The following is a 13,787-nucleotide window of genomic DNA, read 5'->3' on the forward strand; positions in this document are numbered from 1 at the left end:
AAGACCCCAACTATTCTCTTTTAGGAGGGGTTACGATCGGTTATATTAAAACATTGTTTCCTATCTTTTTAGCTGGAATGATAATTTCTATAATTCCCTTAATTTTACCTGAAAAGCAACAGGAGAAAGTGAATCTATGGTTAACGACTTCTGATCAAAGCCACTTGCTTTCACCACAGGAATCTTTAGAATTCGATAATATAGAGGAAGGTAACATACCCACAATCCAAGTTGACCCGACTGTTAAATATCAAACAATGGATGGTTTTGGTGCAGCAATTACTGGTTCTTCCGCCTATCTTATTAGTCATATATTAAGCTCTGAACAAAGAAACTCCTTACTAAATGACTTGTTTACTAAGGATGGTATTCGCATAAGTTACATTCGTCATACGATTGGAGCTTCTGACTTTTCTGTTGATGAAAATGGCAATCCATCAAGCTACACATATAACGATATAGAATCCGGCACTGATTTTGCTTTAGAGAATTTCTCCATAGAAAAAGATAAAGATATTATTAAACTCTTACAAGATATTGATACAACCAATAATCAGATCAAAATACTTGGCACACCTTGGACTGCTCCTGCATGGATGAAATATGGTTATCAACAATTAAATGGATGGTACTTAAATTATAAGGATAAACGTATTTATGAAACTTATGCAGATTATTTTGTGAAATATATACAAATATATAAGAGTCACGGGGTCTCTATTGATGCTATTACGATACAGAATGAACCAGAATTCACCTCTGAATCCTATCCTAGTATGAGTATGGGAGCTGAGGAACAAGCAATGTTTATTAAAAATTATTTAGGACCTGCTTTTTCAGAAAATAATCTTTCCACTAAAATTATTGGTTATGATCATAACTGGAATAATGGAGAGAATTATTCAAAAAACCTTTTAAAAGATAAAGAAACAAGGAAATATGTAGATGGTACTGCTTTTCATTGCTATGAAGGCGAGCCGGCATCTATGTCCAGTGTTCATAATTCCTTTCCAAGTAAGAACATTTATTTAACGGAATGCAGTGGAGGTGACTGGAGCCCAGATTTTGGCAATAATTTAAATTGGTATATGTCGAAATTAATTATTGGGGCTCCTCGAAATTGGGCGAAGACTGTTTTGTTTTGGAATATCGCTTTAGATCAAAATGGCGGTCCAACAAATGGCGGTTGCACTGATTGCAGAGGCGTTGTTACAATCAACAAAGATAATGGTACTGTCTCGAAAAATGCAGAATATTATGCAATTGGACATGCTAGTAAATTTGTTGAACCTGGAGCAGTTCGCATTAGCACGACACACTACAATGGTATACTCGAAACAGTTGGTTATAAAAATCCAGATGGGTCAATTGTTTTAATTGTAGCTAATACCAGTTCCAATACGGAATCATTCCAAGTGAACTACAAAACGGAAGCTTTTAATTATGAAATGGAACCTAATAGTGCGGTAACCTTTAAATGGGAAGGTTAAAGGTGCTGAATTTTAGATTCCCAGCCCATTTAAATCTACTTCTCCGATGATTACAAATAAACCCCCACCTCTACATGTGAACAATGTAAAAAGTGGGGGTTTTCATAAAACGTATTTTTTAAGGCTATTCCTATTGCTCCTCTATTACCTCTTCAATCGGTCGAACCACTGGGACAGCTGCTCCTTCATACTCATCTTCTATGAAGCTCTGTACTTTTTCCGAATGGTAAATGTCAACGATTTGTTGGAACACTTCCTCATTCTTACGGTCCGTATGTGATGCGATGATATTGATATATGGAACACTTTGCTCATCTTCACGGAAAACCGGATCACTTGTTGGATTTAGCCCTGCTGCAATGGCAATATCAGAATTAATAACTGCCGCTGTCGCATCTTGTAATCCTCTGGCAGTTTGGCCTGCTGTTACTGTAACAATATCAAGGTTTTTCGGATTTTCCACGATGCTTTCCACCCCGCCGGAACCATTAAATCCTTCTTTTAATGTAATCAATTCCGCTTTTTCTAAAAGCATTAATGCTCTTCCTAAGTTCGTCGGTTCTTTAGGCAAAATGATTTGCGCTCCATCCCCTATTTCACTTAATTCTTCTATTTTTTCAGAATAGATTCCCATAGGCCAAATAGCTGTCGTTCCTATTGCTGATAAATGTAACCCTTGTTCTTCTTTAAACGAATGAAAGTAAGTAATTGTTTGGAAAGCATTTAAATCAATTTCACCATTGTCTAAGGCAATATTCGGCTGCACATAATCACTAAATTGGATAATTTCAATCTCAATACCCTCTTCTGCCGCCAATTCTTTCACTAACTCCCATGTCGGTGTTTCTGCCGTAGTTGTACCTACTTTCACATTAGTAGAATCAGCAGATCCGTTATTGGAACCACAACCAGTTAAAATAAAAATTATTGCTGCAAAACTAATTAAAAATTTCTTCATATGTTTGAACTCCCCTAAGTTGTTTTTTTATATCTCATCTATTATTGTTATTAATTACTTACGATCTTCTAATTTTCTTAGATAAATAGTTTCCAATTGATTGAATAAGTTGTACCATAATTACGAGAATGATCACAGTAACAACCATAACCTCTGTCTGGAATTGATTGTACCCATATGAAATGGCTAAATCGCCAATTCCACCACCACCTACTGCTCCAGCCATTGCTGTCGCACCAATTAGGCCAATGATAGCAATGGTTAAGGACAGAATTAAAGAGCTTAATGCTTCTGGTAAGAGAAATTTCCAAATAATTTGCCAAGGTGTAGCACCCATTGATTCTGCAAGCTCTATTGTCCCCTGGTCCACTTCCAATAAAGAATTCTCTACTAACCTTCCAATATATGGGGCAGTATAGAATACTAAAGGGACTATTGCGGCAGTCGTTCCAATTGATGTTCCAACAATCAACCTTGTCAATGGAATAATTGCAACAATTAAGATAATAAATGGAATCGAACGTAAAACATTCACGACAATGTTCAATAGGTTAAAAACAGTTTTATTTGCTAAGATCCCCTGATCTCTAGTAATAACCAAGGTAATTCCCAGCGGTATACCAATCAATAAAGATATCAAAAATGCAACAAAAATCATATAAAGTGTTTCATTAAGGGAACCGAATAACTCAGGCCAAAACCATGACCAACTAAATTCCATCTGCCGCAACCTCCCTAATTGTTGTATTTTGTTCTTGTACATACTTAACAACTATATTGACTTCACGAGAATCCCCGATAAATTCGATGATAATATTACCAAACGGCTGACCTTGAATGGTTGTTATCGTCCCATGAATGACATTTACATCAACAGAGAACTTCTTAGCAATGTTTGATAACAATGGGCTATTGGCAGATTCACCTTTGTAGAGAATTCTGTAAACAGAATTAGATGAACCCTTTTCTAAAATGTTCTTCCATGTTGCTTCAGGTAACGCGTCATTTAAGACCGTACGAACAAAACTTTTCGCTATATCTGTTTGTGGAGATGTAAATAGATTTATCGTTGTACCCTGTTCCACTATCATTCCGCCATCTATAACAGCCACTTTATCGCAAATATCCCTTATCACATTCATTTCATGTGTAATTAGAAGTATGGTAATTCCCATTTCATCTCTCACTTGTTTTAACAAATCTAGTACAGCATTTGTTGTATCAGGATCAAGCGCGGAGGTAGCTTCATCACAAAGCAAGACATGTGGATCTGTTGCTAGCGCTCGGGCTATACCGATTCTTTGTTTTTGCCCGCCAGATAGCTGCTCAGGATAGTGATCTGCTTTATCGGCTAAACCGACAAATGAAAGGAGTTTCATCACTTTATCATGAATAGCTTCTTTCGAATATCCTTCCAAAATAAGTGGCATCGCGACATTCCCGAAGGCTGTTTTTGAATGCAACAGGTTGAATTGTTGAAAAACCATCCCTATTTTCTTTCGTTCTGTTCTCAGATCTTTTGCTGGCAGTTTCGTTAAATCTTTGCCATTAACAATGACCCTTCCAGCAGTTGGTTTCTCAAGTAAATTAACACAACGTATCAAAGAGCTTTTACCCGCTCCACTATATCCCACTACTCCATATATTTCTCCTCGTTTTACTTCAAGGTTTATGTTCTTAAGTGCCTCAACTGGATTATCTCCGTCTTCTCCATATAGTTTGCGTATTCCTTCTAGTCTTAACATCAAACCCTGCTCCTTTTCATAAACCGAATAGTAAAATTAATTTTCCCGACAATAAAATTAAAAGAGCCTTTTTTATAATCGAAAAAGGCTCTTTTAATCTAAAAACCTTATCTTTCAGAAAAAATTTCTGCAGGAATTAGCACCTTTCTAAACAATTAGAAGGTTGCCGGATGTCATCGGGCCATGTCCCTCGATCACTCTTGATAAGTATTATATATTTTGGGAAAAACTATTTTCAATCATATATAGAAAGGAGTCGAATGTCAACAGTTTTTCAACCTTTTTATCGAAAACTGTCGAATATTTAACATAGACTCACGATTTCCTGTTACCAATTGACTAAGAATCTCACCGACTGCACTACTAAATTTAAAACCATGTCCTGAAAAACCACACGCAATCACAACATGATCATGTTCAGGATGCTTGTCTATAATAAAATCCTCATCAGGAGTATTTGTGTATGTACATGCTTTCCCTACTTTATGCTCCCCAAGGTCTGGCATATACTGTTTTGCAAAATTGCTAACATCTGCTCTGTCTGCATCACTTGTACCAAAAGGATCGATTGGTTTATCCATATCTCTGGGAGTTCCGCTGTCATGTCGTCCTATCTTCACCCCAGCACCATGTATACTTGGAAAACCATAATACGTACCGATAGGTGATAGAAAAGAAAATGCCGGAAAATTAGTTGAATGGTATTGATCTAAGTTTTCGCCAGTTTCAAACCATGAGAAAGTAGTGCGCAATTCTTGCAAAGGCAACTCTAACCCAATTTGCGGAAGAAGTTTTCTCGTGCCGGCACCTGCCGTTAAAATGAGGGACTTCGCAGTATAATTTTGTTGATTGGCTTTCACTGTTACACTATTATTTTCGATAGAAATTGCTGTAATGTTTGCATCACTTACTATTTCTGCACCATGTTCTAATGCAAGCTTTTTAAATGCACGGATACAATTTTCACTCATCAATACCCCTGAGTCCAGCTCGTAACATCCAATGTACTCATCAGGTACGTTGAAGCCACTCCATCGTTGATTGATTTCATCAGCGGTTAACTTCTCTACATTTAATTTATAACTTTTTGAGCTTTTTAATACATTCTGAATAAACGGGGAATCTGATTCACCGACATTTATCACACCTGTAGGAAGGAAAATATCTTCTCCGGATATATCTTCTAATTCTTTCCATAATTGCTGTGAACGCAATGCCATCTCCACATAACTCTCACCTTCGCCATAAGCATGGCGAATTATCCTCGTTTCCCCATGATGAGAACCAAAGGTATGCGGCGGGCTGTATTTATCGACTAACAACACTCGTTTTCCTTGCTTAGCTAGGTAGTAACCTGCCGCCATACCCATTGATCCCGCACCTATGATAATTACTTCATAATCCATTTATGTACCTCCTGCTGATGCAATTAATCTGTCAACTTGTCCGACCATAGTGAAACGAAATATACTAGGTTTTATTTTGTAATAGTAAACCTTTCTATCATCAAAAGCAACAAGTGGGAAAAAGTAACAACGGGGACATATTGAATTACTTTTTCCACTTTTTTGAGCCTTCGTGGAACTGCCACCCTACTATTAAAAAATATTTAGCCTACTTTATTGGATCGGATAGTGAATCCCCGCGCCTGGCCCTACAGGCAGACCTAACAACATCCAAATAAACAACAAGATAATCCATCCTACAGAAAATGCTGCAGAATATGGAAGCATAATAGAAATTAATGTTCCAATACCAATCTTCTTCTCATATCGCTGAGCAAAAGCAATGATTACCGGGAAATACAATAATAATGGTGTAATCATATTCGTCACAGAATCTGATATTCGGTAAACTAATGTAGTTAATTCTGGTGTATAACCAAGGTTCATCATAATTGGTACAAAGACTGGTGCTAAAATCGTCCACTTAGCTGAAGAGCTGCCTATAAAGAGATTGATAAGCATTGTTAAAAAGATAAATGTTAAAATTAGACCAAATCCGTCAAAGCCTGTCTCCTTTAAAAATTCAGCGCCTTTGAATGCAATCACTGTTCCCATATTTGTTTCCCGGAAGTATGCAATGAATTGCCCTGCAGTAAAAGCTAAAGCAATATAACCGCTCATGCTTGCCATTGTTTTCCCTAATAATTTCGTTAAATCTTTATCGTTTTGAATTACTTTGGAGACAATTCCATAGACAAGACCTGGAACGAAGAAAATAATGAAAATGACAAATACAAGTGAGTCAAAGAACGGGGATTCCATATAGCCTCCATCCCCTCTTAATGGCCCAAATGATAAAAAGGCCATGACTGCTAATGTAATCAGAAAACTAATTGCGGCAAAACGCAGCCCTTTCTTCTCTACTAGAGTAAGCTCATCTACTTGCTCACCCTTTCTCTCCCCTTCATATTTTCCGAGACGTGGTTCGATCACTTTTTCAGTAACTAACGTACCAATGACAGTAACTAATACAACAGAAATAGCGGCAAAGTACCAATTCATCGATACAGTAATTGTATCCGCATATTGCGGGTCAATGGTTCGAGTTGCTTCCGCTGTTAATTCACGCAAAATTGCATCAGTGGAAGTTAAAAACAAGTTGGCGCCAAACCCACCAGAAACACCCGCAAATGCTGCTGCCAGTCCTGCGATCGGGTGACGGCCAAGGCCTAGAAACAATACAGCCCCCAATGGTGGTAAAACAACATAGCCAGCATTAATGGCAAGGCTGGACATGACCCCCGCAAACACAAGTGCAGCTGTTAAAAGTCGTGTAGGAAAGGAGAAAACTGTTGCTTTTAATGTTGAATTAACAAGCCCAGTCTGTTCCGCTAATCCGATCCCTAACATTGTAACAAGCACTGCTCCTAATGGCGCAAAACCTATAAAATTATCAACAGCATTTTGGAAAATGTATTGCAGACCGTCAACACTAAATAAGTTATGAACTTGTACCTCTTCACCTGTTGTTGGATTATTTATTGACACACCAGAGAAGATACCAGATAAAACGATTACCAAAAGTGCTAATATAGCAAATAAAGATAATGGCGATGGAAGTTTATTGCCCAACCATTCAATTCCATCCAATGAACGGAATAATGTTCGTTGAAAAAAATTGTTCTCTTTTTCCTTACCTCTCATAGTTTTATCCCCCTAATTCCCATAAATATAGTATGAATTAATCTAGCAAATATTCAACTTAATGTAAAGTGAAATGTTTTCCAATAATTATTTTTTAGTGAGAGGAAAATGTATAGTAAAACACCAAAACTAATATCTATAAAATAGGGAAATTTAGGCAGAAAAGGCAGATGCCTTAAAAGAAGGGGGGATTATTGGGAACACGAGAACTCCCGCCCATGTTCCCTCTTAGCTTTTAGACGGATTCATCATCATGTTTCTCTTCCATTCTCTTAATTATTTCATACCGTTGTCTTTGGCGATTTCCATAAGTGGAAGAAAGAACTGCATCTTCATTTTCCAAAGTTGTACCAAACGCTCCAATAAACGTCGAAAGGCTAGTCGCGGTCCAAGCTAACGATATATACCTTAATAAATCAACACTTCCGGAAATTTCCGATTGCATAAGTTCACTAGGTATTAAAATAATGGCAGCAAAAATAAAGAAAACAAATAAAATAATGTAATAAAAAACAACTGTTACTAACAATGTAAAAACTGTTGTAAGATTATAGATGATGCGCAGAGGTTTACTTTTTCCTTTATAAGGCTTTTCCCACAATTTATGTACAAGTATAATCCATGTAACCATTAATCCGATCGCAATAACTGTTACTAAAAACGTTCGCCCAATAGTATAGTGACTGCTTAATTTCCACAATGTCGGAAAAACCAAAGCGAAACATCCTGTCGTAAAAGCAACCACCACTATTTTTAAAAAATGGGGGAAAATAACCCACGGTTGATTCGCTCTTAACATTCCTAGTATTAATCGAAAAATCCCTAATACTCTAGGCTTATATGTATATAACACATTTCCATTCGCCTTATCATCCATTTCCCTCCTTTGAAATGGAGAGAGAGTTTTTAACTTTTTCTTACTGCTTGCCTCTTCTTTATTCGGTTGTTTTACATTGACAACGGAGGGATCCACCATATCCTTTAGTATTCTGATAATAAAACTAATAATTCTTCTTTTTAAAGGAAATATGCCAAGTGAAGGGACACTTACCCATGCAACATTCTTCACCCTGTCCATCTCCATCACAACTGGTGACTTATGGTAAAAAAACGGTAAATCGGTTAGACATATTGCAATATCCCATTCTTTTTGTTTCATCTCCTTGTAAGTAGCTTTTTTTACTTTTTCTGCATCTTCGGTCACACCAGTTAACGGATCAACTATGTATTCTACCTTCCATTCAATTCCGCTCTCTAAAGAACTTGATAATAGCTTTGGAAGTTCCTTTGTTAAAACTTCTCCTAAGCGATCTGTGTATCCTGGTGCTGTTACTATACCTATACATTTAGAATTGGGTTTCTGCATATCGTTTTCTACCTCCGATGTCAAATAACCAAATAGCATCCTATTATAGGATGCTATTTATTACATTAAAAATTCATATCATTTTCCTTTAGGCGGAGTCCCATGAACATAAAATGGGGCAGGTTTTAATTCTTGTTTACCGCCATGAGCTTTTGGTTCTTTTACATAACCAAATTTCCCTTTTCCATCTGGTGTTTTACCTGAAGCCCATGTGCCTGTTGTACTTTCTTCTCCCTCAGAGAAGTTCATTAGATCATAGGAAAAATCAGTTGCTTCCCATTCATCCGGTACAGTTCCCGGCACCGTTGTACCATACTTCTCCTCTAACTCTTTTAATGCAGCAATCCATTGGTTTTGGTGCATTGTATCACGTGCTAATAAGAAAGAGAGCATCTCTTTTACGCCATTATCATCTGTCATTTCATACAATCTAGCTACTTGTAATCTCCCTTGAGATTCTGCGTTTAAGTTTGCTCTCAAATCTGTAATCAAATTCCCACTAGCTACGATATACCCTGCATTCCACGGAACCCCTGTGCTATTCTCAGGCATTGCTCCAAGTCCTGACACAATAGCATGGTGAGGGTTCATACCACCAAGAACAGCTTCAATTACAGGGTTTTCCGCAGCCTTTTCTTGTTCTTTTACAGGTGCATCATCTAATAATCTAGCAATCATTGTAGAGATCATTTCGATATGACCTAATTCTTCTGTCCCTGTATCCATAATTAAATCTTTATACTTTTCCTCTCCGCGTGCATTCCAACCTTGAAATAAGTATTGCATGGCAACCGACATTTCACCAAATTGCCCGCCTAAGATTTCTTGAAGTTTCTTTGCATACAGAGGGTCCGGACGATCAGGTTTTGCATGATATTGCAGTTCTTTTCTATGGAAAAACATATTAGTTAAACCACCTTTATTAAAGATTTTAAATCGTAGTATAGAAAGCTTATTATCGAAAAAATGGCTGATACTAAGCCCCCCTTTACATGGAAAGAGGGGCTCACTATCTTAAGAAGATTTCACCCAATATGCTGCTTCGTTTTCCGATGGAGATGGCGGGAATTGATCTCCTTCATTTAGGTCGATTTCTGTATTATCATTATGGTCATTACCATTCAATAATTTATCTACTTTATATTTTCCAGTTTCAGGAGCTTTTTCTCCTGTTTTGTATTGCTTTTGATTTGCCATTTTCACCATCCTCCTTTATACTACATAGGTAATGTTAATTAATTTTAATATATTTTTTTGTTTGGTCGTAATTAAGAGTTAGAGTTGTTATTGTTTCCTCTTGAATTACGGCCACCTTTTTTACCGATTTCCTCGTAATGATCTTGATCATATTTGTCGCTTGTTGTTTCTCCGCCTTTTTGGCCGATCTCCTGGAAGTGCTCTTGATCATATTTGTCGCTTGTTGTTTCTCCGCCTTTTTGGCCGATCTCCTGGAAGTGCTCTTTATCGTATTTATCGCTTGTTGTTTCCCCGCCTTTTTGACCAATCTCTTGGAAATGTTCTGAATCATATTTGTCGCTTACTGTTTCTCCACCTTTTTGGCCAATCTCTTGGAAATGTTCTGAATCATATTTGTCGCTTGTTGTTTCTCCGCCTTTTTGACCGATTTCCTGGAAATGCTCTTTATCGTATTTTTCGCTTACTGCTTCTCCACCTTTTTGGCCAATCTCTTGGAAAAAGTCCTGATCATGATTTTTGCTCACTGTTTCTCCACCTTTACGTCCTGCTTCTTCTCTACTCATTTTTTGGTTATTATTTTTATTTTTTGCCATTTTAAAATACCTCCTGTAAATTTGTTTTGATTTTGTGATATATAACGATCACATTCATCTTATACCTCGTCCCAGTAAGATATAAACATTTTTCCTATTATTATTTAATTGTGTAATATAATTGTAAAAGGATCACTTATTCGGAATATGGGATAAAATACTGTTGGAGACCTCTATTTTAATAAAATCTTTCAATACCTCTACATATTCTCTAACGGAGTCGATATAAACCATTTCATTTTCTCCATGCCAGTCAGCGCCTACTGGACCAAACTCAACAGCAGCACTCCCATACTTTGTAAAAAACTGTGCATCTGATGATCCATGTTGGCCAAAGACATTGATATCTTCCAGTTGGGTTTGCCTTTTTAAAGATCTTTTCAACATATCTACATATGGGTCATCTGCCTCTGTTTTGACTGGATCGTTGCAGATGTGTATTTGCACTTTGCCATCCGTGATTTCTTTAATTTGTTGATAAATCACATCAGGATTCTGGTTGGGAAGGTAGCGTATGTCTAATGCCATTTCGCAAATTTCCGGCACTTTATTATATACTGTTCCTCCTGATAATCTCGCAAGATTAATTGATGGTTTATCAAAAAATGGTGGTTCGATTTCCTCAGCAAACGGTAATCTCAATATATCTTCATAAAGCTGATATGCCTTTAAAATAGCGTTTATACCGTCCCACGGCCTGCTGCCATGTGATGGTTTCCCATGGATTTTAAAATCGAGTTGTAATACACCTTTTGATTGAACGGCAATTCCCAGATTAGTTGGTTCGCCACAAATCATAAATTCGCCTCGATATCCTTGATCAGCTAAAAATTTGCTGCCGTATCTTCCGCCCTTCTCCTCGTCTGGAACTAGTTGGAGCATTACTTTTGTTTGCAGCTGCTGGTCTTTTAACTGAGCTACCGCCTCCATCATTGCTGCTACACCAGCTTTCATATCGACTGAACCGCGGCCATACATCTTATCATTTTTCTTAAAAGGCCGAAATTGCTCCTCTTCTCCTTCAATCACATCCACGTGTCCGTTTAAGACAATCGTCTGTTGGCCTTCGCCAATAACACAGACTAAAGATCGATAACCGCTGTTACTAACTTTTTCTACTTGGAGGCCTCTTTTTTCTAACCAATTGGCACAAAAATCGATTGCCTGGTTTGCTCCATCTTTGCTAGAGCTGTCAATTTCAATTAGTTCTTCCAAGAGTGAAACTAATTGGTCCCCCACTCTATCACTCCTTTTTCAATCATTTTTTCCTGGACATTAAAGATTCACTACATCTGGCTTCTCTTTATTAATAGCAACAACAGTATCATGGCGAGCTAATTCTATGCCTTCCTGTTGTGTCAGCCATTCTTCTTTTACTTCCTCTCCCATGGTAAAAGCAATGATTGCTGCTGGTATATTTGCGCCTGCACGATGTGAGAAGGCATATCCCCCACCAAATCTTGGGTTAATATCAATCACATAATAATTCTCTCCATCGTAATAAACATCGGCATTTATATAACCAACATGCTTTAAATTCGTCCCGATTTTCTCTGCAATAGCCATTAACTCATCTGGATTTTCTGTTATACATCTGTCGATATCCCCTCCTCGCATTTCGAGTTGCTTGCGAACAAGTGATGTAACATATTTACCATCTAAATCATTAAATATATCTACACTAAATTTATCTCCTTCAATTACTTCCTGAATTATTACATTTTCATGCGCCTCTTTGGATGTTGCATCATCGAGAGGGGTTTCCATTATTTCTCTAACAGCAAAATCATAGGCATGTTTTAATTCGTCTATATTATGAGCAAATTCTACACCCATTGAAGCTGATCCATTACGAGGCTTTATAATCAAAGGATAATTAACTTCTCCCCGCTCCAAACCTTTTTCCGCATCTTCGACATTCATGTATGAAATTGGCGCTTTTACCTCAAAAGGAGCTAAAAGTTCTCTATACTTCCCTTTATCCCTAACTTTCTCGACAACCGATTCATTCGGCACAAAAACCTTTACACCTTTTTCATTAAATTTACTTTTCGCTGAAGCTAGTTTTGGTACCTCCCAATCATTTAATGGCACAATACTAGTGATACTTTCCTTTTCACATATATTGAATATAGCGTCCAAATAGGTAGGGTCAGTCTGATGGGGAATGATATAATTCTTATCACCCGCTTGTAATGAAGGTGCATTATACTCCGGGTCTGCCACAATCACCTTTCCCTTTATACCAAGACTCTCGAATGCATCCTTGAAAAATCCGATAAAATCTATTCTTCTTGCACTTGAAGTTATTAAAATATTCACCGTTAGTCATCTCCTTTTATTTTAGATTTGTATTGTTTATACCCCCGCTCGCTGGTATAAAACTCTTTCCATGAATTTAAAACAGGAATGTAAACCAGCTGTAATATACGAGCAAGGAGAGTTGATAAAATCTAATGGAGATAACCCAACCCAAAAAGCTGAAATACTGTTTTTAGTATTTCAGCTTTTTCATTCTTTCCTGCATTCCTTCTCCCTTCCCTTTGCCATTAAATCAGTCTTTTTCATTCAATTGCCTTACATCTACTTCAAATGTCTCTTCAGATTTCTCTCGGTATCTTACCAGTGCTTTTTTGGATTCCTCGTCAACTGACACAATATAAACCAACTTATCTAAATATTCTACATCCTTCATATTTGGATCCTGTGTTATTTCTTTTGCCCGGATTACGTTCATTCCATTAACCTCCTTATAAATATTCTTCCTGCTTTTTTCATACCTTTTTATACATGTGTTCAAACATTACGAACTTTCTTAGGATCAATTTCAATAAATAATGTATGAATAGATTAATTGCGAACATATTAAAATAGATGATATTTCAAGGAGGTTTGTAAAATGGCTCGTATTGGAGTAGAAGAATCTTTAACAAATGTTCAACAAATGTTGCAAGCGGAAGGTCATGAAGTAGTAGTGTTAAGACAAGAGCAGGATGCTAATGGGTGTGATTGCTGCGTAATTTCCGGTCTGGACGAAAATATGATGGGTATGCAAAATACTGCGATTCAAGGTTCTGTTATAAGCGCAAATGGGCTTAGTGCGAATGATATTACGGAACAAGTTAATCAGAAACTAGAAGGTTTACAATAACTGAGTCCGAACCTTAGCTAGAAGGGATAGCTAAGGTTCGTATTCTTCTTACTTCACAACTTTACGTGTGAAATATATTAAAGCAGTTTGCAGATTAGTTATTTCCCAACAAAGTAAGCTGGAGAAAGGGTTTGTAAC

14 protein-coding genes and 1 riboswitch are annotated in these 13,787 nt (G+C 37.1%); of the genes, 2 read left to right on the forward strand and 12 right to left on the reverse strand.

Annotation, left to right across the window (positions count from 1 at the left end; translation table 11 throughout):
• Positions 1-77 precede the first annotated feature (77 nt).
• On the forward strand, positions 78-1,490 hold the full coding sequence (locus tag ACFOY7_RS04105) for a glycoside hydrolase family 30 protein (RefSeq protein WP_390249667.1): 1,413 nt from the start codon (positions 78-80) through the stop codon (positions 1,488-1,490).
• A gap of 130 nt (positions 1,491-1,620) precedes the next feature.
• On the opposite strand, the gene ACFOY7_RS04110 is transcribed toward ACFOY7_RS04105, so the two are convergent.
• The 12 genes from ACFOY7_RS04110 to ACFOY7_RS04165 all read right to left on the reverse strand — a co-directional run bounded on the left by ACFOY7_RS04110 (position 1,621) and on the right by ACFOY7_RS04165 (position 13,235).
• Entirely contained in the window at positions 1,621-2,448 is an 828-nt protein-coding gene (locus ACFOY7_RS04110) for a MetQ/NlpA family ABC transporter substrate-binding protein (RefSeq protein ID WP_390249669.1), read from the reverse strand.
• Positions 2,449-2,506: 58 nt separating this feature from the next.
• The gene (locus tag ACFOY7_RS04115; protein ID WP_390249671.1) at positions 2,507-3,169 is read right to left on the reverse strand and encodes a methionine ABC transporter permease; all 663 of its coding nucleotides are present in this window, start codon (positions 3,167-3,169) and stop codon (positions 2,507-2,509) included.
• Positions 3,159-4,193, reverse strand: a complete 1,035-nt coding sequence (locus ACFOY7_RS04120; RefSeq protein WP_390249673.1) for a methionine ABC transporter ATP-binding protein — start codon at positions 4,191-4,193, stop codon at positions 3,159-3,161. The genes ACFOY7_RS04115 and ACFOY7_RS04120 overlap by 11 nt, the downstream gene beginning before the upstream one ends.
• A gap of 104 nt (positions 4,194-4,297) precedes the next feature.
• Positions 4,298-4,403: riboswitch (SAM riboswitch) on the reverse strand.
• 53 nt (positions 4,404-4,456) lie between these two features.
• Entirely contained in the window at positions 4,457-5,599 is a 1,143-nt protein-coding gene (solA, locus tag ACFOY7_RS04125; protein ID WP_390249675.1) for an N-methyl-L-tryptophan oxidase, read from the reverse strand.
• A 213-nt stretch (positions 5,600-5,812) separates the two neighbouring features.
• The gene (locus tag ACFOY7_RS04130) at positions 5,813-7,342 is read right to left on the reverse strand and encodes an AbgT family transporter (RefSeq protein WP_390249677.1); all 1,530 of its coding nucleotides are present in this window, start codon (positions 7,340-7,342) and stop codon (positions 5,813-5,815) included.
• Between the two features lie 235 nt (positions 7,343-7,577).
• Positions 7,578-8,708, reverse strand: coding sequence for a hypothetical protein (locus tag ACFOY7_RS04135; RefSeq protein WP_390249679.1), 1,131 nt, complete (start codon positions 8,706-8,708; stop codon positions 7,578-7,580).
• 78 nt (positions 8,709-8,786) lie between these two features.
• The gene (locus ACFOY7_RS04140) at positions 8,787-9,611 is read right to left on the reverse strand and encodes a manganese catalase (RefSeq protein WP_390249681.1); all 825 of its coding nucleotides are present in this window, start codon (positions 9,609-9,611) and stop codon (positions 8,787-8,789) included.
• 111 nt (positions 9,612-9,722) lie between these two features.
• Positions 9,723-9,905, reverse strand: coding sequence for a YjzC family protein (locus ACFOY7_RS04145; RefSeq protein ID WP_390249683.1), 183 nt, complete (start codon positions 9,903-9,905; stop codon positions 9,723-9,725).
• A gap of 71 nt (positions 9,906-9,976) precedes the next feature.
• Positions 9,977-10,498: a general stress protein gene (locus ACFOY7_RS04150; protein ID WP_390249685.1), complete on the reverse strand. Its 522-nt coding sequence runs from the start codon at positions 10,496-10,498 to the stop codon at positions 9,977-9,979.
• A gap of 132 nt (positions 10,499-10,630) precedes the next feature.
• A complete protein-coding gene (locus tag ACFOY7_RS04155) occupies positions 10,631-11,737 on the reverse strand; it encodes a M20 family metallopeptidase (RefSeq protein WP_390249687.1) in 1,107 nt (368 codons plus the stop codon).
• Between the two features lie 36 nt (positions 11,738-11,773).
• Entirely contained in the window at positions 11,774-12,820 is a 1,047-nt protein-coding gene (locus tag ACFOY7_RS04160) for an ATP-grasp domain-containing protein (protein ID WP_390249689.1), read from the reverse strand.
• Between the two features lie 232 nt (positions 12,821-13,052).
• Complete coding sequence (locus ACFOY7_RS04165) at positions 13,053-13,235, reverse strand: small, acid-soluble spore protein, H family (protein ID WP_390249691.1); 183 nt, start codon at positions 13,233-13,235, stop codon at positions 13,053-13,055.
• Between the two features lie 162 nt (positions 13,236-13,397).
• On the opposite strand from ACFOY7_RS04165, the gene ACFOY7_RS04170 reads away from it, so the two are divergent.
• Positions 13,398-13,649: a YkuS family protein gene (locus ACFOY7_RS04170; protein ID WP_390249693.1), complete on the forward strand. Its 252-nt coding sequence runs from the start codon at positions 13,398-13,400 to the stop codon at positions 13,647-13,649.
• Positions 13,650-13,787: the final 138 nt, after the last annotated feature.

This window comes from Gracilibacillus xinjiangensis, from assembly GCF_042651765.1.
GTDB classification, from domain to species: domain Bacteria; phylum Bacillota; class Bacilli; order Bacillales; family Amphibacillaceae; genus Gracilibacillus; species Gracilibacillus xinjiangensis.